Annotated in this window: 17 protein-coding genes, 1 tRNA gene and 1 pseudogene; 11 read left to right on the top strand and 8 right to left on the bottom strand. The window is 74.3% G+C overall.

What is annotated here, in order from left to right; translation table 11 throughout:
• Window positions 1-33 precede the first annotated feature (33 nt).
• The 5 genes from IH48_RS0130310 to IH48_RS0130290 form a co-directional block, all read right to left on the bottom strand.
• A complete protein-coding gene (locus IH48_RS0130310; RefSeq protein WP_030911770.1) occupies window positions 34-711 on the bottom strand; it encodes a response regulator in 678 nt (225 codons plus the stop codon).
• The gene (locus IH48_RS0130305) at window positions 708-2,024 is read right to left on the bottom strand and encodes a sensor histidine kinase (protein WP_078850153.1); all 1,317 of its coding nucleotides are present in this window, start codon (window positions 2,022-2,024) and stop codon (window positions 708-710) included. The genes IH48_RS0130310 and IH48_RS0130305 overlap by 4 nt, the downstream gene beginning before the upstream one ends.
• A gap of 171 nt (window positions 2,025-2,195) precedes the next feature.
• Entirely contained in the window at window positions 2,196-3,485 is a 1,290-nt protein-coding gene (locus IH48_RS0130300) for a M48 family metalloprotease (RefSeq protein ID WP_030911765.1), read from the bottom strand.
• Window position 3,486: 1 nt separating this feature from the next.
• Window positions 3,487-3,966: a hypothetical protein gene (locus tag IH48_RS0130295; RefSeq protein ID WP_158710373.1), complete on the bottom strand. Its 480-nt coding sequence runs from the start codon at window positions 3,964-3,966 to the stop codon at window positions 3,487-3,489.
• Window positions 3,967-4,162: 196 nt separating this feature from the next.
• Window positions 4,163-4,235 (bottom strand) — tRNA-Arg (locus IH48_RS0130290).
• A gap of 319 nt (window positions 4,236-4,554) precedes the next feature.
• On the opposite strand from IH48_RS0130290, the gene IH48_RS0130285 reads away from it, so the two are divergent.
• The 9 genes and pseudogenes from IH48_RS0130285 to IH48_RS0130245 all read left to right on the top strand — a co-directional run bounded on the left by IH48_RS0130285 (window position 4,555) and on the right by IH48_RS0130245 (window position 15,838).
• Complete coding sequence (locus tag IH48_RS0130285; protein ID WP_030911761.1) at window positions 4,555-6,150, top strand: dynamin family protein; 1,596 nt, start codon at window positions 4,555-4,557, stop codon at window positions 6,148-6,150.
• A 5-nt stretch (window positions 6,151-6,155) separates the two neighbouring features.
• Window positions 6,156-8,396 (top strand): GTPase, encoded by a 2,241-nt coding sequence (locus IH48_RS0130280; protein ID WP_420705555.1) that lies wholly within the window; start codon window positions 6,156-6,158, stop codon window positions 8,394-8,396.
• Between the two features lie 245 nt (window positions 8,397-8,641).
• Window positions 8,642-9,008, top strand: a pseudogene (locus IH48_RS37705) (single-stranded DNA-binding protein); the annotation flags it as partial.
• A gap of 652 nt (window positions 9,009-9,660) precedes the next feature.
• Window positions 9,661-11,079 (top strand): Cys-Gln thioester bond-forming surface protein, encoded by a 1,419-nt coding sequence (locus tag IH48_RS0130270; protein WP_037843714.1) that lies wholly within the window; start codon window positions 9,661-9,663, stop codon window positions 11,077-11,079.
• Window positions 11,080-11,228: 149 nt separating this feature from the next.
• Window positions 11,229-12,893: an energy-dependent translational throttle protein EttA gene (ettA, locus tag IH48_RS0130265; RefSeq protein WP_030911752.1), complete on the top strand. Its 1,665-nt coding sequence runs from the start codon at window positions 11,229-11,231 to the stop codon at window positions 12,891-12,893.
• A gap of 2 nt (window positions 12,894-12,895) precedes the next feature.
• Complete coding sequence (locus IH48_RS0130260; protein WP_030911749.1) at window positions 12,896-13,348, top strand: acyl-CoA thioesterase; 453 nt, start codon at window positions 12,896-12,898, stop codon at window positions 13,346-13,348.
• Entirely contained in the window at window positions 13,338-14,084 is a 747-nt protein-coding gene (locus IH48_RS0130255) for a hypothetical protein (RefSeq protein WP_234434430.1), read from the top strand. The genes IH48_RS0130260 and IH48_RS0130255 overlap by 11 nt, the downstream gene beginning before the upstream one ends.
• Window positions 14,085-14,165: 81 nt before the next feature.
• Complete coding sequence (locus tag IH48_RS0130250) at window positions 14,166-15,074, top strand: hypothetical protein (protein ID WP_030911743.1); 909 nt, start codon at window positions 14,166-14,168, stop codon at window positions 15,072-15,074.
• Entirely contained in the window at window positions 15,071-15,838 is a 768-nt protein-coding gene (locus tag IH48_RS0130245; protein ID WP_030911740.1) for a hypothetical protein, read from the top strand. Before IH48_RS0130250 ends, IH48_RS0130245 begins: the two co-directional genes overlap by 4 nt.
• Window positions 15,839-15,871: 33 nt before the next feature.
• Here IH48_RS0130245 and IH48_RS0130240 read toward each other — a convergent pair whose 3' ends face one another.
• Genes IH48_RS0130240 through IH48_RS0130230 form a run of 3 tightly spaced genes read right to left on the bottom strand, consistent with a single transcriptional unit; the run spans window position 15,872 to window position 22,993 of the window.
• Entirely contained in the window at window positions 15,872-16,834 is a 963-nt protein-coding gene (locus IH48_RS0130240) for an ABC transporter ATP-binding protein (RefSeq protein WP_030911737.1), read from the bottom strand.
• Window positions 16,831-19,644 carry an FtsX-like permease family protein gene (locus tag IH48_RS0130235; protein ID WP_051840875.1) on the bottom strand — a complete coding sequence of 938 codons (2,814 nt, stop codon included), beginning with the start codon at window positions 19,642-19,644 and terminating at the stop codon, window positions 16,831-16,833. Before IH48_RS0130235 ends, IH48_RS0130240 begins: the two co-directional genes overlap by 4 nt.
• Before the next feature lie 13 nt (window positions 19,645-19,657).
• Entirely contained in the window at window positions 19,658-22,993 is a 3,336-nt protein-coding gene (locus IH48_RS0130230) for an FtsX-like permease family protein (RefSeq protein WP_030911732.1), read from the bottom strand.
• A gap of 410 nt (window positions 22,994-23,403) precedes the next feature.
• On the opposite strand from IH48_RS0130230, the gene IH48_RS0130225 reads away from it, so the two are divergent.
• Entirely contained in the window at window positions 23,404-24,810 is a 1,407-nt protein-coding gene (locus IH48_RS0130225) for a hypothetical protein (RefSeq protein ID WP_030911728.1), read from the top strand.
• An 11-nt stretch (window positions 24,811-24,821) separates the two neighbouring features.
• Complete coding sequence (locus IH48_RS0130220; RefSeq protein ID WP_030911725.1) at window positions 24,822-25,919, top strand: glutamate ABC transporter substrate-binding protein; 1,098 nt, start codon at window positions 24,822-24,824, stop codon at window positions 25,917-25,919.
• Window positions 25,920-25,955: the final 36 nt, after the last annotated feature.

Here is a 25,955-nt window from a genome sequence, read left to right as displayed (position 1 = left end):
TACCCCGGTAGGGGGTGGGCGGCCGGGGCTGTCCTACTCGCCCGGGGCCACAAGACCGGATTCGTAGGCGAAGACGACGGCCTGGGCGCGATCGCGCAGGTCGAGCTTGGTGAGGACACGGCTCACGTGCGTCTTCACCGTCTGCTCGGCCAGCACCAGCGTGCGCGCGATCTCCGCGTTGGACAGGCCGCGCGCCACCAGCGTGAGGACCTCGGTCTCGCGCTGCGTCAGGGCCTTCAGCCGCAGCGCGGGCTTGCCGCGGCCGGCGGGGCGCTGGCGGGCGAAGTCGGCGACGAGGCGGCGCGTGACGGACGGCGCGAGCAGCGCGTCGCCCGCCGCCACGACGCGTACCGCCGAGACGAGGTCGGCCGGCGGCGCGTCCTTCAGCAGGAACCCGCTGGCGCCGGCGCGCAGCGCCTCGTACACGTAGTCGTCGACGTCGAACGTGGTGAGCATCAGCACGCGCGGCCGGTGCTGCCGACCGTCCGGCGGGGGCGCGAGGATGCGGCGTGCGGCCTCAAGACCGTCCATCTCGGGCATGCGGACGTCCATCAGCACGACGTCGGGGTGGGTGCGCCCGCTCAGCTCGACGCCCTGCGCGCCGTCCGGTGCCTCGCCCACCACGTCGATGTCGCTCTGCGCGGCGAGCAGCGCGGCGAAGCCGGCCCGCACCATGGCCTGGTCGTCGACGATGATGACCCGGATCGTCATGCCGTCCCCTCGCTGTCGTCGCCGGAACCGGTCCCGGCCCCCGCTTCGGTCCCGGCCCCCGCTTCGGTCTCTGTCCCCGCTTCGGTCCCTGTCCCCGCCACCGGCAGCCGTGCCGCCACCCGGAAGCCGCCGTCGGGCAGCGGCCCGGCGTCCAGTTCGCCGCCCACCAGCCGTACCCGTTCGCGCATGCCGACGAGGCCGTGCCCGGTGCTGCCGCTGTCCTCCAGGGGAGCGGTGGGCGGCCGCGGCGGGGGCCCGTTGACGACGAGGACGATGAGCCGCGCACTGCCCGGCGCACCCGCCTCGGACACCGACACCCGCGTCGGCGCACCCGGCGCGTGCCGCACGACGTTCGCGAGCGCCTCCTGGACGATGCGGTACGCGGACAGGCCCACGGCCTCGCCCACCTCGGCATCGCAGCCGGTGAACTCGACGGGCACGCCCGCACGCACCGTCGCCTCCACGAGCTGCCCGATCCGCGTCAGGCCCGGCTGGGGCGCGAGCTCGCCGCGCGCCTCCTCGTTGCGCAGGACGCCCAGCAGGCGCCGCATCTCGCCGAGCGACTCGCGCGCGGTGGCCGCGATGGACGTGAACTCCTCGCGGACCCTCGGCGGCAACCCGTCGAGCCGGTACGCCGCCGTGTCCGCCTGCACCGTGATGATCGACATGTGGTGCGCCACCACGTCGTGCAGCTCGCGCGCGATGCGCGCACGCTCCTCGAGCAGCGTGCGCCGGCCGCGCTCGGCCTCGCTGATCGTCTCCTGCTCGGCCAGCCTGCGCTGCGCCTCGTACCGCTCGCGCAGCGCGCCGCCGAGCACGAGTGCTGCGCCGCCGAGGATGGTGAGCAGCACGCTCATGCCGCTCGCGCCGTGGGGCGCGGCGAACACCAGGCCGACGTTCGCGCCCGCCGTCGCCAGCCACACGAGCAGCAGCGTGCGGCGCCGCTCGCGCAGGCCGAGCGCGAGGCACAGGCCGACGTACCCGACGATCTCCATGGGTGGGAAAGGCCACAGGCGCTGCGCCGGGAAGTCGACGGTGAGCAGGGCGATCGCCCCGGCCACGTCCGCCGCGAAGACCACGTACCAGGCCTGCAGCGGCCGGACGACGGCGAGCAGCAGCGGCGCCGTCTGGGCGACGGCCAGCGCGCTCGCGACCCCGCCGTTCAGCCCGTAGTCGGCGGTGAGGACCTGGATGGTGGTCGGCAGCAGCGCGACGCACAGCACGAACGCCACGCCCCACGGCAGCAGCCGTACCCACCGGCGCGACGCCCCCGCCAGCAGCGCGCGCGGTGGACCGGCCTCCACTGAGATCATGGACACCAACCTAGGCCTCCGTCCGTCCGAGATGACGGAGAGCAACGTAGGGAGGCGGCGCCGGGCAGGTCGTCACACCAGAGAGCCAATCCGAGGGTGATACCCCGGTAGGGGGCAGTGCGCCGGGGCGGCGCGGGACCGGTTCACGCGCCGGGGCGGCGCGGGACCGGTTCACCGCGGCCCGTTCTCTCGTCGTCTCTTTCGTCGTCGCTCTTTCCGCTCGACGGCGTCGTCGAAAGCGCGGGTGACCCGCTCGCGGACGGCTGCGACGAGCGCCGGGTCCAGCCGCGGCTTGGCCGCGTACGCCGTCGCCCAGATCAGCACGAACGCGATCAACGAGAGGGGCCCGTCCAGCGGCCACGAAAAACCGAGCTGCCGGCTCTCGTCCAGTGCGTACACCAGGCTGAGGATTCCGCTTACGGCGAGGACGGTGGCCGTGAGGTTGCCAAGCCACGGCCGCTCCAGGGACCTGGCCCGCAGCGGCCGGCCCGGGTGAGTGCGCCAGGGCAGCGAGATCCAGTGCGCCGGCCTCAGCAGCGGTGAGCCGGCCCGCCGGGCCGCGGTCCGTGCCGCTGCCCGCCACACCTCGGGGTCGGCGCCCCATCCGACCGCCTCCTTGTCCGCGAAGAGTTCACGGTGTCTGAGGATGTCGGCACGAGCCCACTGGACCTGGAACACCAGCATGACCGCGAACAGCAGATCCTTTGCCTTGGGCGACTGTTCCGCCGAGAGCGGCGCGGTCGAGCCCGGCACGTGGCCTCGCGACAGGAGCCAGCACTCGAAGAAGAGGTAGGGCAGCAGCACCGCGATCAGGAAGACACGGCCCAGCGCGACACTCGCGTAACCCAGCCCGGCATCGGCGTTGGCGACGTGCGCGAGTTCGTGCAGGACCACCGCCTCGAACTGGCGCGGGTCGGAGCTCCGCCTCACCAGCAGTCCGGCGTGCAGGCACACCGTCGCCCGCCTGCCCGTGCCGAATACCGCAGCCCCCGCCGAGAGCGCGCGTGGATCGACGGCGAATCGCGGACGGCGTGTGAGCCCGGCGCGTTCGCACAGTCGGCAGAGGTCGTCGTGCAGCTCGGTTTCCGCCACCGGGCTCACCGTGCGCAGACGGCTGCCGCGCCACCGCCATCGCGGAATCATGCGGTAAAGGACAAAGGTGGCGAGCAGGACCAGTATCGTGCCGCCGAGTGCCTGGAGGAACGCCGGGTACAGCAGTGCGTGCTCGCACGCTTCGGCGCGGTGGCCGAAGGCGAGCACCTCGGCGTCGCCGGAAAACGGCGCCTTGCCGTCGGGCCCGGTGACGGCAGCGCTCATGCAGTGCCGGTAGCCCGTACGGTCGCGCCATTGCGAGGCCACCTCGTACAGCAGGGAATAGCTGGACACGACCAGCAGGAAGATCAGGAGCAGGAAGCGCCGGGTGGTGCCGTCGCCGAGCCTCCGCTCCTTCTCCCCGGCCATCTCAGCCGCCCGGCTCCGGTTCTGACCCCTGTCTCCCGCCGGCTGCGGGGCGCGTATCCGGTGTGCCGCCCAGCTCACGCGCCAGCCGGGAGACGACCGCGTCGGCCAGTGCCTCTGCCTGGGGCCTGCCGACGGACGAGGCACCCGCCAGCTCCCGCACGCGGCGATGCACCGCGGACAGCTGATCCGCCGTCAACGGCGGTACGGGAGGCGGGTCCTGAGGCGCTCTGCCCGACATGCGGCGCAGGCCTGCGGAGACTCGCCGAACGAATGAGTCGGCCACGGCTCCCACCGCACGGCGGGCCGTCTCGTCCACGGCCATCCACACCACGGGGGTAACGAGGGCGGAGACCTCGTCGATCCCGAACCCGAGCAGGTCCGCGCGCCGGCCCGGTCTCGCGAAGAACTGCGTCACACGGCCCTCGTCGAGATCCGACAACCCGTCGAGGAGGGGGAGTTCCTGCGGCGCCACAGCGGTCACCACATCCCGCACCACGTCACGTACCGCCGCCCCCACCGCGTTCCCCCGTCCCGCGCGAACCGTCGCACCGCGCCATGCCGACCATGCCCGGAACAGTACGCACACAGTCGTACGGCTGTGACAAGGCCTGGCGCCGGTACGCCGTGGGCCCACGCCGGACCCGGGGCCTCGGCCGCGCGCGAGGCGGAGCCGTCTGTGCCCCCGGCAGGACTCGAACCTGCGGCCAAGCGCTTAGAAGGCGCCTGCTCTATCCACTGAGCTACGGGGGCCGGGTGGTGCCGGCGCCGGTCCTGGGACCGGCCGGGACAAGGATAGGGGTCCGATCACCCTGGCCCGTTTGCTTCACCTCCATGGCATGTTGTGGAGGTTCGGTGAAGCGAACCGATACTCGCAGGCGAGTTCCGATCCCGCAGCGGTTTTTTCCCTCCGCGCGCCGGGTGTTGTGCACTCGTTATGCCTGCGCCCCACTCGTCCCATCTGTCCGGTCGGATCTTCCGAACGGTACCCAGTCGGATCTTATCGGCGCGCAGAAGTGGCTATACGCTTCAAAAAACGCATCAAATTGGGCATTCTTCGCATGTGGTGACCTTGGATGTACGGCCTGAGCTGATCGACGCACTCTCCGCGCTGCGCGACCGTGTCGCTGCCGTGCGTCTGCCGCTGCCCCTGCCGGGCGCCCCCCGCGCGCGGCAGAGCCGGGGGGAGCTGCTCGCGCAACTGGACGACTACCTGCTGCCCCGCCTCAAGGACCCCGATGCACCGCTGCTGGCCGTGGTGGGCGGCTCCACCGGCGGCGGCAAGTCCACGCTCGTCAATTCGCTGGTGGGGCGTCAGGTCACCGAGGCGGGCGTGCTGCGGCCCACCACGCGTACGCCCGTGCTGGTCTGCCATCCGGAGGACCACCACTGGTTCGCGGGAACGCGCGTCCTGCCCGGCTTCACCCGCGTGTGGCTGCCCCAGGACCGCGAGCAGATCCCCGCGCCGTCACGCGGGACCGACGGACGCGGCGTGCTCGTCGTCGAGACCGAGGTCGGGCTGCCCCGCGGGCTCGCCCTCCTGGACGCGCCGGACGTCGACTCGCTCGTCGTGGAGAACCGGCTGCTCGCGGCCGAGTTGATCTGCGCCGCGGACGTCTGGGTGATGGTCACCACCGCGTCCAGGTACGCCGACGCGATCCCCTGGCACCTGCTGCGCGCCGCCAAGGAGTACGACGCGACCCTCGTGACCGTGCTCGACCGGGTGCCGCACCAGATGGTCGACGAGGTCTCCCGGCAGTACGGCGCCCTGCTCAAGCGGGCCGGTCTCGGCGAGGTGCCGCGGTTCACCATCCCCGAACTGCCGGAATCCACGGCCGGCGGCAGCGGACTGCTGCCGACCACGGCCGTCGCGCCGCTGCTCGGCTGGCTCGCGCACCGCGCGTACGACCCGGCCGCCCGGCAGCAGACGGTCGTCCGCACGGCGAGCGGTGTCGTCCGCTCGCTCGGCGCGCGCATGTCGGAGCTGGCAGCCGCCGTCGCCTGCCAGCACGCGGCGTCCGGGCGTCTGATGAGCGCCGTGGACGAGGCGTACGCCGCCGAGAACGACCGCGTGCGCCGGCGGCTGCAGAAGGGCGCCGTGCTCGCGGGCGACGCCCGTACGCGCTGGCGCGGCTACCCGCGCCACAGCTCGGCGCGTGAACTGCTCGACTCGCTGGAGGAGAGCCTCGGCGCGCTGCTCCAGTGCGCCGTGGCCGCCGCCGACGAGCGGGTGGCGCAGGTGTGGGAGGGCGAACCCGCGGCGCGGGCCCTGACCGCGGCGGGCAAGGACGCCGAGACCTCGGAGCGCGTCGGGATGCGCGTACGGCGCTGGCGCCGCGAGCTCGACGAGCTCGCCGAGGAGGAGGTGCGCGAGCTCGACCGCAATGCCGCCCCCGAGTCGGAGACCGTGTCCGCGCTGCTCGCCGCCTCGCTCCTGGGCGGGCGCCGCACGCGCGTGTCGGGCGAGCGGCTCGCGGAGCTGCTCGGTGCGCAGGGCGCGCTGCGGCTGCGCGACGCGGGGTCCGAGCTCCTGGCGGCGTACATCGACCGTGTGCTGCACGGGGAGCGCGACCGGCGGCTCGCGCCGCTCGAGGCGCTGGGCGTCGCGCCCGAGCCGCAGGCGGAACTGATCGCCGCGCTGTCCGTACTGCAGAAGGAAACGAGGTGACTCCCGTGAGTGATGTGGTGGATGTGGCGGGTGCCGGCGCCGGACGGTGTACGGGTACGGGTGCGGGTACGGACGCGGCCCCCGGCCCGGAGACGGCGGCAGGCCCCGAGAAGACCGCCGGCGCCGGCGGGGCCTCCCTCACCGCACCCGGAGGCGCCGGGCGCGCCGGTTCCGGGGCGCCCGGGGGCGGCCGGGCCCGCGCCGACCGCGGTGCGGGCGCCGCGCCACCGGCGTCGCGGGCCGCCGACGCGGCCGACGCCGGTGACGCGACCAAGGCCGGGGACGGCGCCACCGGCCGCGGCAGCGACGCCGGCCGCCCGGACGGCGGCGGCTCAGGCGCCGGCGGCGCGACAGGCGGCGCGACCGGCAGCGCGACCAGCGGCGGGGCCGGACGCTCGCCGCGGCCCGGCCTCGCCTCCGCCGGCTGGGACGACGGGCTCATCGCGCGGCGCGCGCGCCAGAGGACCGAAGGGGACGGCCCGGAGTCCCTGCTCACGGGCGGCGGCGCGCACACGCCCATCGGGAGCGCCTACGCCGGCCCCCTGCGCGCACGTCTCGACGCGCTCGGCGAGCTCGTCGGCCTTTCCCGCACCCGCGTCGACGCCGCCGTGCTCGCCGAGGCCGGTCAGGTGCTCGACGAGGCATCCACGCGCCAGCGCCTCTCCTCGCGCCACACCGTCGTCGGGATCGCGGGCGCCACGGGCAGCGGGAAGTCCACGCTGTTCAACGCGCTCGCGGGCGTGCCCATCTCGGAGACGGGCCTGCGCAGGCCGACCACGTCGGCGCCCATCGCGTGCGTCTGGTCCGACGGTGCCGCGGGCCTGCTCGACCGGCTCGCCATCCCGGGCAGACTGCGCCGCAAGCCACTCGCCGGCGGCGACGGGGACGAGGAGTTGCACGGCCTCGTCCTCGTCGACCTGCCCGACCACGACTCCGCCGTCACCGCCCACCGTGACCAGGTCGACCGCGTGCTCGGGCTGGTGGACGCGGTGATCTGGGTCGTCGACCCGGAGAAGTACGCGGACGCCGCGCTCCACGAGCGCTACCTGCGCCCACTCGCGGGACACGCCGAGGTCACCTTCGTCGTGCTCAACCAGGTCGACCGGCTGCCGGGCGAGGCCGCCGAGCAGGTGCTCGACGACCTGCGCAGGCTGCTGGACGAGGACGGGATGGCGCTCGGCGAGTACGACGAGCCCGGCGCGACGGTGCTCGCCGTGTCCGCGCTCGGCGGGCAGGGCGTCGGCGAACTGCGCGAACTGCTCGGCCGATTCGTGCAGGAGCGCACGGCCGCCGAGCGCCGGCTGTCCGCCGACGTCGCCGCGGCGGCGCGGCGGCTGCGGCCCGCGTACATGGCGGAGGGGCGCTCAGGACTCGGCGAGCGCTCGCGCGAGCAGTTCGCCGACCGGCTGGCCTGGGCGGTCGGCGCCGTCGCGGCCGGTGAGACGGCCGAGCGCGAGTGGCGCAGGAACGCGGGACGCGCCTGCGGCACGCCCTGGCTCAGGCTGTGGCGCTGGTACCAGAGCACGCGCACACCGGGCGCGGAAGTGGCCGAGGAGCCGCTGGTCGTCGAGGAGGAGGCAACGGCGCGCCAACGGGTCGAACAGGCGGTGCGCACAGTCGCGGACGAGGCGTCCGACGGGCTGCCCGCGCCGTGGGCGCAGGCGGTGCGCGAGGCGGCGGTACGGGGCTCGGCAGGGCTGCCCGAGGCGCTCGACGACCTGGCGGGCACGGCGGCGGCGCCGAGCAGCCGCCCACCGCGGCCCGCGTGGTGGCCGGCCGCGGTGCTGGTGCAGGCGTCGATGACGCTGCTGCAGATCTTCGGCGCGCTGTGGCTGCTGGGGCAGATCTTCGCAGTGGTGCCGCCTGGGCTGCTGCCGCCCGCCATGGTGATGCTCGCGGGCATCGTCGGCGGTCCGGTCGTGGAGTGGGCGTGCGCGGCGGCGGCGAGGGGGCCGGCACGCAGGTACGGGCAGGACGTCGAGCGGCGGCTGCGCGAGACGGCCGCGGGATGCGGGCGGGCGAAGGTGCTCGACCCGATCGCGGCCGAGCTGATGCGCTACCGGGAGGTCCGCGAGCAGTACGCGGCGGTGTCGGGGACGGCGTCGGGCGCGGCCGTGCTGACGGCGGGAGGCGGCGGCGTGCAGGGGTACGGGGGCGCGGGGAGGGCCGGTACGGGCCCGGTGACCAGGGGCGGTACCGGTTCCGGTTTGGCGCGGCGGAGGACGGGCCGCGCAGGGACAGCTTGAGCGGTAGAGGCCGTTCGAGCCGTGGAAGCGCCGGGGAGTCGCTCGGCCGGGTGACGAGGTTTTCCACAGTCGAAGGCTCTCCGCCCCTCTTCCGGCGGTGCCGCGGGCCACTTGTCCACAGGGCTCAGCAGGATCCGCGCGACTCGGTCACCCTGGTGCCACGAGCGGTGAGCGCGGCGGGCGTACGCGGCGGGCATACGCGGCGGATGGCGCCTGGCGCGCGCCGGAAACGGGGGAGAGGCGTAATGACGGACACCGTGGTGACGCTGGTCGGAAATGTCGCGACCGGCGTGGAATTCAAGGATTCGCCGACGGGCGGAGTGGCCCGTTTCCGGTTCGCCGTGCCCGTACGGCGGTGGGACAGGGCGGCGGCCGACTGGACGGACGGGCCGACGAGTTTCTACACGGTCTGGGCGTGGCGCGCGCTGGCGGCGAATCTCGCAGCCTCCGTGTCCGTGGGCGAACCCCTGGTGGTGCAGGGCAGGTTGCGGGTACGCGAGGAGGAGAGGGAAGGCAGGCGCAGGACGTTCGTGGACATCGAGGCCTCGGCCGCGGGCCACGACCTCAGCCGCGGGACGTCCGCGTTCCGGCGGGTGGCGCGGGTACCCGCAAGCCGTGGCGCGCTCAGCCAGGGCGAGGCGGTCGCGGGGCTGCTGGCGAAGGCGGGCGCCGGCCACCGTCCGGTGCGTGAGCGGGCGCCGGACGGCGGGCAGGGGCAGTTGTGGGAGTCCGGGCCGCCCGAACGGCCCGGTGGACGCGACGGCGGGCCCGCGCGGGCAGGCCGCCCTGCGGAGGACGCGGCCGAGCCGGTGGAGAGCGCGGGCGGCGGGCGGTCCGCAGCGCGCAACGGATGAGCGGGCGGGGCCGGCCGGCCCCCGGCCGGGCCAGGGCGGCACACCAGTGCAGGGCGGCACAGGGGGTGGAGATGGGAGAGCCGGGCCGCGGGAACCATGAACTGACGGGCGGTCACGCGGGTTCGAGGCGAGCCGACAAGTCGACAGGAGGCATCTTCTCCCGTGGAGTCACTCCTGTGCCGCGCTGTACGGCCGATAACGATTCCGATGCGTTACGGCCGCCCGGACACGAGAAAGGCCGTCGGCCACAGCGGTCCTCCCTAGGATTCCGACTGTCCAAGGGGCTCCGCACGAAAGTGCCCCTGGCGAAAGGGAATTCGGTGCTTTCTGTGATATCGGTCTCAAGTGGGCGGCGGAGGGCTGGTTCCGTACGTGCCAGGGGGCGCGTCCGCGCGGCAGGGCTCGGCGCCATGCGCCTCGCCTCGGCGGCCGTCGTCTCCGGTCTGCTGGTGGCCGGCCTGGCCGCCGGGGCCGGTACGGCCGCGGCCGACGACCTCGCCGACGGGCAGCAGGACGGCGCGACGGCCGTCCTCGACGGCCTCGATGTGCACGGCACGGCCGTCCTGCACAAGAAGGACGCCCACGGCCGGACCACGGACGAGCAGCTGGACGCGGGCCTGTTCGAGATGAACGTCGACGGCGGCGGCAAGCTCAAGACGTACTGCGTCGACATCGACAACCCCGTTCAGGACGACGCCAGATACGCGGAGACACCCTGGGCCCAGAGCTCGCTCGGAAGCAACAGGAACGCGGGCAGGATCCTGTGGATACTGCGCCACTCGTACCCGCAGGTCGACGACCTCGCCGCGCTCGCCCGTACCGCACACTCCGGCGCCCTGACGGCGCAGAGTGCGGCGGCGGGCACGCAGGTGGCCATCTGGCGGCTGTCGGACGGCGCCGACGTGGACGCGACGGACCCGCATGCGGAGCGGCTGGCGGACTGGCTGGGCGCGCACGCCCGCTCGGAGCGGGAGCCGCGCGCCTCGCTGAGCCTCACGCCGTCCGCGGTGTCCGGGAAGGCGGGCGAGCGGATCGGCCCGATCAGGGTCAGTACGGACGCGGACAGCGTCACGGTGGTGCCTCCGGCCGACGCGGCCGAGAGCGGGGTCAGGGTCACCGACGCCCAGGGCAAGCCGGTGACCAAGGCGAAGAACGGCACCGAGCTGTACTTCGCCCCGCCGCTCGACGGCCGGCCGGGCCAGGCGAAGGCGGGCACGGCGGAGCTGGGCGTGCAGGCCACGACGTCCGTGCCGGTCGGGCGGGTCTTCGCCGGGATCAGCAGGAGCCAGACGCAGATCCTGGCCGGGTCGAGCGACTCGACGGTCTCCGCGTCGGCGTCAGGCACCTGGGCGCCGGACGCGGCGACGGCGACGCTCACGGCGCGGAAGGACTGCGCGAAGAGCGGCCTGGACGTCACGGCCACCAACCGGGGCGAAGGCGCGTTCTCGTTCGAGATGGGGCAGGAGCGCGAGACCGTCGCGGCGGGCAAGGCCAAGACGGTGACGCTGCCGGTCGCGGAGGACCAGCGCTACGACGTCACGGTCACCGGCGACCACGGCTTCGAGCAGGAATTCTCCGGCACCCTCGACTGCCTCACCGCCGGCGCGGCGCCACGCTCCGGCCAGGGCGTCAGCAACCTGAGCGCGGCCTCCGCCGGGGGCACCGCGGGCGGCGGCACGACCGACCTGGCGAGCAGCGGCCTCGCCGAGACGGGCTCGTCGAGCGCCACCCCCCTGATGGCGGGGATCGCCATCGCGCTCGTGGTGGTGGGCGGCGGCGTGATCTTCCTCGTGCGCACCAGGAAGAAGGCCCCGCGGGCCGGCCGGTGACGGTGCCGGCGGGCCGGGCGGACGCCTCGCGGGCCCCGGCGGAGCCCACTGGTTTCCGCCGGGGGGCGGCAGGCTGGCAAGATGGGCTGTATCTGCCCTCACGCGGCGGAGCCGCACCTTGACCCTTCTCGATTGCCGGACGGTTTCTCTTGGCTGAGTACATCTACACGATGCGCAAGACACGTAAGGCGCACGGCGACAAGGTCATCCTCGATGACGTGACGCTGAGCTTCCTGCCGGGCGCGAAGATCGGTGTGGTCGGCCCGAACGGCGCGGGCAAGTCCACCGTCCTCAAGATCATGGCCGGCCTCGAGCAGCCGTCCAACGGCGACGCGTTCCTGTCGCCCGGCTACACCGTCGGCATGCTCCTCCAGGAGCCTCCGCTGGACGATTCGAAGACAGTCCTGGAGAACGTGCAGATGGGTGCCGCCGAGATCATCGGCAAGCTCAAGCGGTTCAACGAGGTCGCCGAGCTGATGGCGACGGACTACTCCGACGCCCTCATGGAGGAGATGGGGCAGCTCCAGGAGGACCTGGACCACGCGAACGCGTGGGACCTGGACACCCAGCTGGAACAGGCCATGGACGCGCTGGGCTGCCCGCCGGGCGACTGGCCCGTCACCAACCTCTCCGGCGGCGAGCGCCGCCGCGTCGCCCTGTGCAAGCTTCTCCTCGAAGCGCCCGACCTGCTCCTCCTCGACGAGCCCACCAACCACCTGGACGCCGAGTCCGTGCAGTGGCTCGAACAGCACCTCGCCAAGTACCCGGGCACCGTCGTCGCCGTCACCCACGACCGGTACTTCCTCGACAACGTCGCCGGCTGGATCATGGAGCTCGACCGAGGCCGCGCCATCGGCTACGAGGGCAACTACTCCACGTACCTGGAGACGAAGCAGACCCGCCTCAAGGTGGAGGGCCAGAAGGACGCCAAGCGCGCCAAGCGGCTCAAGGAAGAGCTGGAGTGGGTCCGCTCCAACGCCAAGGGCCGCCAGGCCAAGTCGAAGGCCCGTCTCGCCCGGTACGAGGAGATGGCCGCCGAGGCGGACAAGATGCGCAAGCTGGACTTCGAGGAGATCCAGATCCCGCCGGGCCCGCGCCTCGGCAGCGTCGTCGTCGAGGTGGAGCACCTGTCGAAGTCCTTCGGCGACAAGTTCCTCATCGACGACCTGTCGTTCACGCTCCCGCGCAACGGCATCGTCGGCGTGATCGGCCCCAACGGCGCGGGCAAGACCACGCTGTTCAAGATGATCCAGGGCTTCGAGCAGCCCGACACGGGCTCGATCAAGATCGGCGACACGGTCAGGATCAGCTACGTCGACCAGGGCCGCGAGAACATCGACCCGAAGAAGACGCTGTGGGCGGTCGTCTCCGACGAACTCGACTACATCAACGTCGGCCAGGTCGAGATGCCGTCGCGCGCCTACGTGTCCGCCTTCGGATTCAAGGGCCCCGACCAGCAGAAGCCGGCCGGCGTGCTGTCCGGCGGTGAGCGCAACCGGCTGAACCTCGCGCTCACGCTGAAGCAGGGCGGCAACCTGCTGCTCCTCGACGAGCCGACCAACGACCTCGACGTCGAGACGCTGTCCTCGCTGGAGAACGCGCTCCTCGACTTCCCGGGCTGCGCCGTGGTCGTCTCCCACGACCGGTGGTTCCTCGACCGGGTCGCGACGCACATCCTCGCCTACGAGGGCAACTCGAAGTGGTTCTGGTTCGAGGGCAACTTCGAGGCGTACGAGAAGAACAAGGTCGAGCGCCTCGGCGCCGACGCGGCGCGGCCGCACCGCGCCACGTACAGGAAGCTCACGCGCGACTGACCATGGCCAGATTCCTCTACCGCTGCCCGCTGCGCTGGGCGGACATGGACGCGTTCGGCCACGTCAACAACGTGGTCTTCCTCCGCTACCTGGAGGAGGCGCGCATCGACTTCATGTTCCGCCTGGCGCCGGGCGACGGCTCGGCGTCGTTCTCCGGCGGGTCCGTCGTGGCGCGCCACGAGATCGACTACAAGCTGCCGCTCGTCCACCGCTACGAGCCGGTGCCGATCGAGCTGTGGGTGACGGAGGTCAAAGCGGCCTCCCTGACGGTCGCGTACGAGGTGAAGGACATGGCGACCGCGGAGCTGCCCGAGCGCGTGTACGTCCGCGCGTCGACGGTCGTCGTGCCCTACGACCTCGAAGCGCAGCGGCCGCGCCGCATCACCGCGGAGGAGAGGTTCTTCCTCCAGAAGTACCTGGAGAACGCTGTCGACGACGTCGAGGGTGACCAGTAGGAACAGGGTGGGGGTCCTCGTGGAACTGCCGGGCTCGCTGCGCCTCGCCGACGCGGGGGAGGCGGCCGACCTCGCCGCCTTCCTCGGCCGGCTGCTGCACTACGACCGCGCGGCCGCCGTACGACTGCAGGCGGGCGGCGGCGTGCTCGCCGTCTTCGGCCGCCCGCCGTCCTTCGAGGTGATCGCGATCCGCTCCGTACGGCTGCGCGAGGCAGGTGCCGCGTTCGACGTCACCGTGTCAGCGGGCGACCTCCTTGAGGGCGTCGCGGAGGACCGCGCCGAGATGGCCGTACCGCCTGCCGTCACGGGGCCTCCGTGGGCCGGGGTGCTGCCGCCGCGCGGCGGCTGGCGGCCCGTCGAGGGGCTGCCCGAAGTCCCGGAGATGGCAAGGGCGGTGGCCGCCGCCGTCGCCGAGTTCCGGCGGCGCGACGAGGAGTTGCCCGAGGAGCGCCGCACCCGCGCCGAGCGCGACCGCATCGGCCGCGACATCTGGTCGCGCACGCTCGGCGCGACGGGCCTGCCGCTGCGTGTGGTGCACGCGGCCCGCTCGGTCGGCTTCCTGCGTCCGCCGGGTGCCGCGCCGGGCGCGGGCGAGGCGGCGCTCTTCGCCGCCGGGTCGTGGCTGCGGCTGCGCACGGCGTACGGGTCGATCGTGGTCCGCGTGGGCGGCACCGGCCTCGGCGGGCTGCCGGGGCTCAGCGTCCTTGGCGGAGAGGCGAACAGCCCGAACGGGTGACCCGTGGCGGGGCGCACGCGGCGGCCGACACGGGCGCGGCCCGCCGGTGCGGGCTGCCGGGCGCCATGTTGTACTGGCCGGATGGAGCGCAAGCACGCCCTCGGGCTCGGCAGGTACGTCGGCCGGTCCGGCGGTGCCGCCCGCGACGGCGAGAGCGCCAGGCGCGCCGAGAAGGTGCGCGACAGGGTGCGCCTGCTGATCGAGATCACCGCCAGGTCGGGCGCCTACCGCAAGGGCCTGGTCGCCGCCGCCGCGCACCTCAGCGCCGAGGAGGCCGCGATCCTCACCGACCTGGAACGGCACGGCCTCCAGGTCCCGCAACTGCACGACGTGCTGTGCGGCGGACATGTCCTGGTGGACGACGTCGCGCTGTACGACAGGTGGAACTTCGCGAAGGTCAGCCACCCGCGCCTGTCCAGCCACCACCGCGACATCGACAAGAACCGCTACCCGGACATCGGGATGCGCGGACGCGTCGTGCGGGAGAAGCTGCACGGGCGGACCGTCCAGGGCACCTGGGTGCAGCTGGAGAAGACACCCGCGGCCTTCGGCGGGCGGAAACTGCCCAGCATCGACGACCTGCGCCACCTCGTGGACTATCTGGTGTACCGCTTCACCCACAGCAACGTCGGCCCCTGGGGCCTGTCGCGCAGGACGGAGCGGCGCCCGATGTACCTGTCGCCGATGCTGGCCGTGCCCACGTCCCTGACGCCCCCGGTGGCACGGTCGCTGGCGCGCACGCTGCGCCGGATCGAGGCGGACGACGACGTCACCTCGGTCTCGGGCGACCTGGCGTCCAGGTTCCCGCCGCCGGACCGGGCGGACCTGTCGAAGGAGCTCGGCCGGTCGCTCTCCGGCAGGGCGGGACGCGGCCTGTTCGGCAGTTCGGAGGTGTGGGTCACCGAGACGCCGTCACGCGGCGCCGCGGCCGTCCTGCGCGAGAGCAGCCTGCCGTCCCCCGGCGGATGGCAGACGGAAGGAGATTCATGAGCGACGAGCGCCCCGCGTCGGGAGGCCCGTCCCGCGCCCCGAACCCGTCCGACCCGGGTGAGGCGGCGGTTCCCGAAGGGCTCGTCACGGCCGTGGTGAACCTCGTGCACACGGGCCCGGTGGCGCTCGGCGCGTACACCATCGCCGAACTCACCGCCGTGGACGCGATCGTGGACTTCCTGGAGGCCCGGCCCTCGGACGAGGTGCTTGCCGAGGCCGTGCGGTCCCTGGCCGCCCGCCAGCTGCTGCTTGCCGGTCCCAGCGGCGAGGAGATCCAGGTCCGGGGCGACCTGGGCATCGCCGTCGCGCTCCAGCAGCGGTCGCGGAAAGTACTCGACGCCCGCACGACCGGGACGGGCCCCGGGGAGCCGTGGCGGATCCTGCTGCTGCCGCAGCCCGAGCCGATCTGCCTCGTGGTGCGCATCGACGCGCTCGGGGTGCACCAGCTCGGCCTCTACACGTCCGAGGAGGCGTTCCGCCTGCTGACCGACTGGCTGCCGCGCGGCACGTCCGCCGGCGCCGGTGCCGGGGACGCCGACAGCGTGCTCGCCGCGGCGGAGCGCTCGGCGCTGGTCACCGTCACGCACTACACCGCGAACGGATCCGCCGAGGTCGCGGGCGCCAGCACCGACCTGGTACTCGCCCGAGCCGACGGCCGCCTGCACGCCTTCTCCCGCGACGCGCAGGCGCGCGGTGAGTTGGTGGCGAGCCCGCTGGATGGCAGGGACGGCGTGCACGACAGGCTCGTCGAGCTGCTGGCGTAGGTCCCGTAGGGCCACCGGCCTGGACGCGGGCGCTCACGCTCCCGAGGTGTCGTCCGGGCGCACCTCTATGTGGTCGGGTTCGAGGTCGAGCGCCACCCGGTGCTCCATGCCGAGCGCCTCCGTGTACTCCTTCGGGAGCTGGAGGCGGCCCGCACGGTCCAGCGTCGCGTACTCGCGGGCGACCAGGCTCTCCTGGCCCGTCGCCGCGTCCACCTCCGTGCGGCGCAGCACCTCGGAGGACGTGCGGCCGTCGCGGATCGCCACCGTGCGGCTGACCTCGGACGCCACCTTCTGGTCGTGCGTGACGATCACGATCGTCGTCCCGAGCCGCTCGTTGGCCGCGCGGAACGCGGCGAAGATCTGCTCGCCCGTCGCCGAGTCGAGCTCGCCCGTGGGCTCGTCCGCGAGCAGCACCGACGGCTCGTTCGCGAGGGCCACCGCGATCGCCACCCGCTGCTGCTGGCCGCCCGACATCTGGCGCGGCTCGCGGTCCGCGCAGTCCGCGACCTCCAGGATGTCCAGCAGCATCGCGGCACGCTCGGCGCGCTCCGCGCGGGCACGCCTGCCGCGTCCGCCGCCCTTCAGCTGCATCGGCAGCGCGACGTTCTGCGACGCCGTCAGGAACGGCATGAGGTTGCGCGCGGTCTGCTGCCAGACGAAGCCGACGATCTCGCGCCGGTAGGCGAGCCGCTCCTTGGCGCCCATCGCCAGCAGGTCGCGGCCTGCGACCCGCGCCGCGCCTGCCGTCGGCTCGTCGAGGCCCGCCAGGATGTTCATCAGCGTCGACTTGCCGCTGCCCGACGCGCCGACCAGCGCCATCAACTCGCCCTGCGTGACGAGCAGGTCGAGGCCCTGCAGCGCCTGCACCTCCACGCCGTCGGTCGTGAAGACGCGCACCAGCCGATCGCAGGTGATGAGCGCGTCGTGCCCGTACGCGGGGCGCTGCCCGCGCTCCGTCGCCCGTCGCTCAAGCTCTTCCAGGGACGTGTCACTCATCTCGGGCCTCCCGCCCTCAGCTCGATCGTCGCCCTGCGGCGCGTGGACAGCCAGGCCTGCACCGCGGCCACCCCGGCCGCGAGCACCACCACAGCCGCCGCGGGCAGCAGCAGTGACCACGGGTCGGTCACCAGACGCACGGGGGTGCCGGCGCCCTGGTCGGGCAGTGCGAGCGGTGCCAGGTCGAGGCCCGGCGCCAGCAGCCTGATCGCGGCCCAGCCGACGAGCGCTCCGCCGAGGCCGGCGAGCACCGCCTGCGGCAGCGACTCCAGCACCAGCAGGCGTCTGCCCTGACGTCGCGTCATGCCCAGTGTCCGCAGCCGCGCCAGCAGCGCCACGCGTTCGGGCGCGGCCTGTGCCACCGCGAGCAGCAGGGCGAGCACGGCGTACCCGGCGCCCGCCGCCACCGCGACCGTGTAGACGCGCTCGGCGCCCGACTGCAGGGGCGAGTCCGTCAGGGCGGCCCGCACCTCGGCGAGCACCTGCACGTCCGTGCCGTGCCCGGCGGCCCGCACGGTCGCGCGCAGCGCCTTGGCGTCCAGGGAGGCGCCCGTCACCAGCAGGCCCGTGTCCGCGTGCTGCGGCACGTACGCGGCGTCGACCAGCAGGAAATCACCGCCGGCGAGCGCAGGCGTCTCGTCCCGTACGGCGGCCACGCGTACCCGCAGCGACCGGTTCGTCTCCTCGATCCGCTCGGCGCCGGAGCCGAGCTGCTTTGCCACGGCGGGCGAGGCGATGGCCGGCAGCGTGGCCGTGTCCCCCGCGGAGCCGGCGGAGCCGTGGCGGGTCAGCAGGCCTGCGTCGAAGGCGCCACGGCCCGTGCGGGCGGCGAGGCGCGCGTACGACGCGGGGTCGACGGCCACGAGCGTCACCACGGAGCCCTGGCCGGGCGCCGCCGTGGAGCCGGGCAACTGGACGTCACGGCGCTGCTCGACGGCCGTCATGTCCGTGACGCCCGGTATATTCCGCACGGAGCGGGCAAGGCCCGCGGGCAGCTTTTCCGCGGCGGTCACCGAGGCGTCCGCGCCCACGGCCGTCAGCGCCGCGCCGTCGCGTGCGTGCGTCACACCGGCGAGCACGGAGCCGCCGAAGCCGGCCGTCGTCAGCGCGATCAGCAGCGCGAGCAGCGGCAGCGCCGCCGTCACGGGCGTGCGCCCGGCGCGCGCGAGCGAGAGGAAACCGGTCACCCCGCGCCGCCGTGCCACCGGCAGCGCCGCGAGCCGCAGCGGCAGCGGATACAGCCGGCCGAGCACCAGTGCGGCGATCACGCCGACGAGTACGGGCGCGAGGCTGACGAGCTGGTCCACCCCGCCCGAGGCGTCGGCGCCGCGCCTGCGCAGCGCGACGACGGCGCCCACCGCGAGGACCAGTACGGTCAGTTCCGCGACCGTGCGCCGCCGCGACGGCCTGGCACGTACGAGGTCGGCGCGGCCCTCGTGCGTGCGCGCCGAGCGGTGCGCGAGCACGGCACGCACCGGAAGCGTGCCGCAGGCGAGCACGGCGACGGCGGCCGCCGCGAGCAGGCACGGCGTCAACCGGGTGCCCGGCACCAGTGCGACGGCCAGGGCGCAGCCGATCGCGGCGGCCAGCACCGCCGGCACGGCGGTCTCGGCCAGCAGCCGGCCGGCGATCCCGCGCACCGAGGCGCCGCGCGCCCGCAGCAGCGACAGTTCGCCGTGCCTGCGTTCGGCGGCGAGGCCGCCCGCCATCAGCAGCACCACGGCGCCGACGGCGGCCACGCCGAACGCCCCCACGGCCACCACGGGCGTCACGGAGCCGAGCAGGGAGGTGAAGTCGTCGAAAACGGTGTCGAGCCCGGTGACCACGGACACGTCCGGGTTGACGGCCCGCCCGAGCGCGGTCAGCCCGGGGCCGTGCGTGATCGAGCCGACCGCGGATCGCAGCGGCCCGAGGTCGTCCGAGGTCAGCCCCGAGGTGTCGGGCGACAGGCGCCAGAACAGCTCGCAGTCGACGACGGCGGGCAGGACGGGCCCCGCCTCCGGGGGCAGCACGACCGCCGCGTGCCAGTAGCGGGGGCCGACGCCGCTGGGAGACGGGTCGCCGAACAGCTCGGGCGCCGCGAGGTCGGGCTCGCCCTTCCAGTACGAGAGCGACGGGTGCAGCGGCGTGACGATGCCCGTGACGCGGACGGCCACTTCGGCGCCGAGGCGCTGCCTGGAGGGGAAGTGCAGCACGGAGCCCACCCTGATGTGCAGGTGCTTGGCGGTGGCCTCGGAGACGGCGCCCTCCACCTCGTGCGTGCGGTAGGTGACGGAGTCGCGCGCGGCGCGCGGCAGCCGCCCCGCGGCGAGGCGGGAGTGCGGGCCGAGATCGTCCTGGGTGGTGAGCGTGAACACGGGCGCCTTGCCCTCGGGCCGAGCCAGGTAGGTGTCGCGTGCGGACACCTGTCCCCTCGTGCGCACCCCGTAGGACGACTGGTCGCGGCGGGCTCGCAGCGGCGCCGGGAGCGTGGCGATCGCCCGGCGGTAGCGCGGTTCGATGTAGCCGGGCCGCAGCATCTCGGCGACGCGCTGCGCGTCGCCGTCCGTCGCGCCGCCGTACGCGACGGACAGCGAGACGGCGCTGCGGTCGATCGACGCGGTGTTCACGGCGTGCCGCAGCGCGTCGGTCTCGTACGAGGCGGTCGCCCGGGGGAAGGCGGCGGCCAGGAACGCGGTCACCAGCACCAGCAGGCCGAGCCCGAACGGCAGTCCTGGCGCGGCGCGCAACCGGGTGCGCACCCACGGCGCGGGGGCGCGCCGCGCCGCCCGGCCGCGCGGGGTCTCGGCCTCACCGTGCCGTCGTGCCACGCCACTCACCTCGCTACTCGCCTCCCTGGGCCCGCAGCGAACTCGCCGGGTCCGTGCGGTGCAGCGCGAGCGCCGCCACGATGACGGCCGGCGCCACCGCCACGCCGGCGAGCAGCAGCACGACCTCGCCGGCAGGCAGCAGGATGTGCACGGCGGGCACCGGCTGGGTCGCCTTGCCCGTCAGGACGATCAGCGGGACGACGGCGCGGGTCAGCACCACGCCGAGCACCACGCCCACGGCGAGTCCGATGCCGAGCAGCAGGGAGTGCTCCGCCGCGAGGAGCCTGGCCAGCTGGCGGCGGGGCGCGCCGAGCGCCCGCAGCACCGCGAACTCCCGCGAGCGCTCGCGCAGGGCCGCGACCGTGCCGACGGCGAAGCCGACCGCGGCGAGCGCGGCCGCGGCGATCGCGGCGGCCAGCAGGGCGGCCTGCGGGCCCGCGCCCAGCGGGTCCCGGTGCAGCCGGCCGGAGATCTCCGTGCGGACGAGGATCTGGCCCGGGTCGATGTCGGTGCGCTCGCGCAGCGCGGCCGCCACCTGCCCGGCCTTGCCGGGCGCCGGGTAGAACCACCACTCGGTCGGGGCCGGCGTCTGCGCGTCCTTCACCGCGAACGCCCGGTCGACGGCGCGCAGGTCGAGCAGTACGGCGCCGCTGTCGGTGGCCGCGGGCACGCCCTGGCCGTCCACCGCGGCGCTCGGGCCCGTCGTCGGGATCTGCCTGACCGTGCCGGCGACGCGTACGGAGAGCGTGTCGTTGCCGAGCGGCACCCGGATCACGGATCCCTTCTTCGCGCCGGTCGCCGACGCGAACGAGTCCGTCACCAGCGCCGCCGGCAGCGGCGCCGCCTGCGCGGGCGTGGTGACGCGGATGTCGTCAAGGGCCTGCGGCCCGTACGGCTGCCCGTGGTACGAGCTGGCGTCGTACGTGAGCGAGAGGGGTGTGTGCGTGTCACCCCGTACGCCGGTCACCTTGGCGGGGGAGGCGTTCGGCTGGGCGGAGAGGTCGGCGCCCGAGGTGGTCACCGAGGTCCCCCAGTGCGGGGACGGCAGGGACACCGGGCGGTCGCCGTGCGGGGTGTGGGCCGTGACGGAGGCGATGGTCAGCTCGTAGCGCTGCGCGTGCGCGGGCGAGGCCGGGGTGTCGAACTCGAAGCCGGTGATCCGCAGCGGCCCGGCCGGCTCGCCGTCGGGCGCGCCGGCCGCGCCCGCCAGGTCGACGCCGAGGGTGTGGGTGGCGCCGTCGGCGTGTATCTGGTCGAGCTGCATCGGGTAGCGCACCCCGTAGCGGTCCTCAAGCGTGACGAAGCCGAGCGCCGCGTCGTCGGCCGACGACGGCGCCGGGTCGGCCGTCAGCCGTATCGCCAGGTCGAGCCGGGTCGTGCCGTCGGGCACCGGCAGCCCGGTCGCCCGCACGTCGGCGGGGTGCAGCGCGGCGACCTCGCGGGCGGCGTCCCCGCCGGCCAGATCGTCGCGCATGCCGATGCCGGGTGCCGCGTCGCCCGTGTCGAGGGCGAGCACCGTCGCCTCCCTGCTGCCCGACAGGCTCATGGTGTCGCGCACGGCCGGCGCGAGCCCGCGCACGCCGGGGATCGCCGCGAAGGCGCCGCCCTGGCCGAACACGGGCGTGCGGCTGCCGACCACGCGCACCGGCGCCCCGGCCTCAAAGCCGGCCTGGTCGCTCTGCGAGGCGTCCCAGGAGGCGCCCTGCCCGATGGCGAGCACGCCCATGGCGACGGCGAGCACCAGCAGCAGTACGGGGCCCGCGCCCCGCAGCGGCCTGCGGCTGAGCTGCCAGCCCGCGAGCGCGGCAGGCAGCCCGCGGCCCCTGGCGGCCCGTCGCTCGGCGAGCCGCGCGACGGGCGGCAGCAGGCGCAGCGTCAGGACCGTGCCGGCCAGCAGCGCGAGCGCGGGCGCCACGACGAGCAGCGGGTCGATGGACAGCCCGCCCGAGCCGCCGGCGCTGAGCGCGCCGCTGCCGGACGTCTGCCGGTCGAGCTGCCAGTACGCGACGCCCGCGATCACGAGCAGCCCGAGGTCCGCGCCCGCGCGCACAGGTCCCGGCAGCGACGCGGCACGCCCCGGCCGCCCGTACCCGCGCGCGGTCAGCGCGGGCAGCGCGACGGCCAGCGCGCACGCCAGCGCGGCGGCGCCGCCCGCGAGCCACACGGAGCCGGTCGGACGGTCGTCGAGGCGCAGCCCGAGACCCGCGAGCGCGCCCTGCCCGCCCAGCATGCGCGTGAGCGGCCCCGCGAGGAGCGGCGCGACGACCGCGGCGGGCACCGCGAGCAGCAGCGCCTCCAGAGCGGACAGCGCGGCGATTCGGCCGCGCGAGCCGCCGCGCGCCAGCAGCAGCCGGGTCTCCTCGGTGCGGTCGGTCGCGAGCAGCCTGGCCACGAGGAGCAGCGCGTACCCGGCGAGCAGCACCAGTTGCAGCGCGACGATCAGCAGCGTCGAGCGGGCCACGAGCAGTGCCCGGTGCGCCGAGTCGAGCAGGTCGGGCAGGGAGGTGCGGCTGAGGACGCTGCCCTTGAAGACGGGTTCGGCGGCGAGGAAGTGCTTGGCGCGCGCGGACGTCGCGCGCAGCGCGCCGATCCGGCCGGCGGTGAAGTGCGAGAAGTCGGCGGTCGCCAGCCAGGACACGTCACCGCGGGAGACCTTGCCGCTCTCCAGCAGCGCCGGGTCAGCGACGAGCGGGCCGTACGTCGTGAAGGAGTCGGTGCGCACACCGCGGCCGCGGAGCTGGTCGAGCTGCCAGTACGGGTCGGTGGTGTCGGCGGGGCGGTAGACGCCGGTGACGCGGATCTTGAGGTGCCCGCCGTTCAGCCGGTCGGCGAGGGTGAGGACGGCGGGCCCCGGCTTGAGCTTGAGGCGCTCGGCCGCCACCTGGGGCACGGCGACCTCGGCGACACCACGCGCGTCCGTGGCCTGCCCCTTGGCGGGCCACGAGCCCTTCACGAGCCGCACGCGCGAGCGGTCGAGGGCCGCCAGCTGCGTCAGGTCGGGGTCGCCCTTGCGTGCGGCGGGCGGCTGGAGGCCGCGCGGCAGGCCGTAGGGTCCTGAGGCGTCGAGGGCCCGCATGCGCACAGGCAGCCCGTCGTACGTGCGCGAGGCCGCGCGGCGCGCGGCCGCGTCCAGCGCGGGGCGGCCCGCGTCGGGGGTCTGCGCCGTGATGACGAGCGAGGCGGAGGCCGAGTCGTCCGAGCTCAGGGCATGCCTGAGGCCCGCGTCGCCGATGGCGCCCGCGAACGCGGTGAGCGTGGCGAGCACGGCGGTGGTCAGCACCACCGCGAGCAGCGCGGCAGCGAGCAGCAACCGGTGCGCACGCACACGCAGAAACAGGAACCTCGTCAAGCCTCCCCCTGGCACCGCCTGCACGGAGGCCCCCTGCGCCCCCGGCGTTCCCCTGATGTTCCACGGCGTTCCCCCGAACGCCGATTCGGATGCTGTCAGGATGAGCGCCGGGAGAAAACGCTTGCAGAAGGAAGTGACGAGATCGTGACCGGAAATCGACCGCGCCGCACCCGGTAGCGGACGCTCCGCATCCGTGCCGCTACCGGCCCCGGCGCGGAGGGGAACCACCCGGCGCCCGACGGCGTATCCAACTACGGGAGGGTGCCGTACGCTTCACCGGACGCCGGGCGGGCAAGATCGCGACCGAACGCCGGGCAGACGCCGAAGCCGCGCCGAGACCAGGGCCCGTACGCCCACGTCACGACGTGCGGGGCCCGTACACCGACGTCACGACCTGAGGGGGAGGTCGAGTGACCCATCCGCCGAACGTGCGCGAGACGCGCTCGCCCGCTCCCGTACCCGCGCGCCCGCAAGGGCCGCCGCAGGCGGGCGCGCCGGACGAGGGACGCCGGAAGGCGTGGCGCGAGGGCGCCGAGCGGCTGCGGCACGCGGCACGCACGGAGCCCGGCAGGCTCCGCCTCATCGGCGCGGCGCTCGCGCTCGCCGTGGTCGTCTTCGGCGCCGTCACCGCGTGGCAGGGCTCGGACCGGTACGCCTCCGCGGACGACGTGGTGGGCCGCGGGCAGACCGTCAAGGACACCGCCGACCTGTACGACGCGCTCGCCGACGCCGACACGCAGGCGGCCACCGGCTTCCTCGCGGGACCCACCGAGCCGTCCGACGTGCAGAGCGCGTACCGCGGCGACATCGCGCGCGCCGCGACGCTGCTTTCCGGCCTCGCGGAGAACGTGGCGCCCGGCAGCCGCTCGGCCGGCCTCATCGCCCGTATCAACGGCCGGCTCCCCGTGTACACCGGCCTCATCGAGCGGGCGCGCGCGGCCAACCGCCGCGACCTCCCGCTCGGCGGCGCCTACCTGCGCTACGCCAACGAGCGGATGGCCGGCTCCGACGGCATCCTCCCGGCCGCGGAGGACCTCTACACCGCGCAGAGCGCCCGGCTGAACGCGGACTCGGGCAGCGCGCGCACCTGGCCCCGCGCGGCCGTCGCGCTCGGCATACTCGCGCTCCTGCTCCTCGCCGCCGCGCAGTACCGCAACTACCGCATGACGAACCGGGTGTTCAACCGCGGAATGCTCTGCGCGACCGTCGCCTGCACGGCCGTAATGCTGTGGCTCGTCGCGGCCCAGACGGCGGGTGACATCGGCCTGCACAGGGCCGACCGCGACGGCCAGCAGTCGCTGATCGTGCTCAACGACGCCCGCGTCAACGCCCTGAAGGCGCGCGCCGACGAGAACCTGACGCTGATCTCGCGCGGCTCCGTCGTCGCCGCCGACGGCAGGACCGACCTGTACGAGGTCGACTTCGGCGCCAAGACGGCGAAGCTGTGGGCCGACCTCGACGGCGCCCGAGAGCTCGCGGACGACGCCGCCGGCCGCAGGCCCGTGCTCGCCGCCATCGACGCCGTCACCACGTGGCGGGAGCGCCACGCGGCGGGCAGCAGGGCCAGTGCGGACGGCGAGTTCGCCCGTGCGCGCAAGGAGGTCAACGGCCGCGGGCAGACCAGCGAGCAGGCGTTCGCGCGCGTCAACACCGCGCTCACCACGGCCATCGCGCACGAGCAGGACGAGTTCACGGCCTCCGCGAAGAACGGCCGCGGCGCGCTCGCGTGGCTCTGGCTCGGCGCGGCCGTGCTCGCCGTGCTCGCGGCGGTGAGCGCCATCCTCGGCGTGGGCCGCAGGCTTTCGGAGTACCGGTGAGAGGGGCGGCCATGGGTCACGCGTCCGGCAGGCTGTCCGGAAGGCTCCGCGGCTGGGGCGGCGTCACGGCCATGGGCGCCGCCTGCGCCGTGACCGCCGCGCTCACCCTCGTACCCCTGTCCCAGCACGGCACCGGGTCCGCGGGCCGGTCCGCCGGGCCACCCGTCCACCGGGTCGAGGCAGCCGCACGCGAGAGCGCGGACGCGGGCACAAAGGCCCCATGCCCGTCCACGGGCAGGCCCGCCGAGGCCAGCCTGCCCCCGTCGAGCGGCAGCGGCCGCACCATCGACAAGATGCTCGGGCGCAAGGGCGACGAGCGGAAACTGATCGTCGGCGTCGACCAGAACAGCTACCGGTGGGGCTATCTCAACCCGGCCACCGACGCCTTCGAGGGCTTCGACATCGACCTCGCGCACGCCATCGCCAAGAGCATCTTCGGCGACGCGGACGCCATCACCTTCAAGCCCGTCTCCACGAAGGAGCGGACCACGGAGCTCGCCAACGGCTCGGTCGACATAGTCGTCAGGACGATGACGATCTCCTGCGACCGTCTCAAGGAGGCCGAGTTCTCCACCGCCTACTTCACGGCGGGCCAGCAGGTGCTCGCCCCGCGCTCCTCCACGATCACCGGTTACAACAGGACGCTCGCGCACAAGCGCGTCTGCACCGCCACGGGTTCGACGGGCGTCCAGGAACTGGAGAAGGACAACCCCTACGGGGCGTATTTCTGGGATGCGAGCCGGAACGTGGGCCACAACCCCGATCATGTGGACGTCGACGACCTCAGCGTGCCCAACCAGCTCGACTGCCTGGTCAGGCTCCAACTGGGGCTCGTCGACGCGGTCATCACGGACAACGCGCTGGCCGCCGCGCAGGCCGCGCAGGACCCGGCGGTGGAGCTGAAGGGAAAGCCGTTCACGACGGAGTACTACGGTGTCGCGGCCAGGCGGGGTGCCGACGACCTGGTCGCCAGGATCAACTACGTACTGGAGCAGTACCGTTCAGGAGGAGCGGACAGCGCCTGGCAGAAGTCGTACGACAAGTGGCTGAAGGCCGAACTCGGGCCGACGACGGGCCCGCCCGCGCCGCGCTACCTGCCCGGTCCATGAGCGGGAGCGGCACGGTGACAGGAGCCGGCACGGCGT

Origin of the sequence: Streptomyces sp. NRRL F-5126, assembly GCF_000721265.1 — a bacterium.
GTDB lineage: Bacteria > Actinomycetota > Actinomycetes > Streptomycetales > Streptomycetaceae > Streptomyces.
This window is presented reverse-complemented; position numbering and strand designations above follow the sequence as displayed.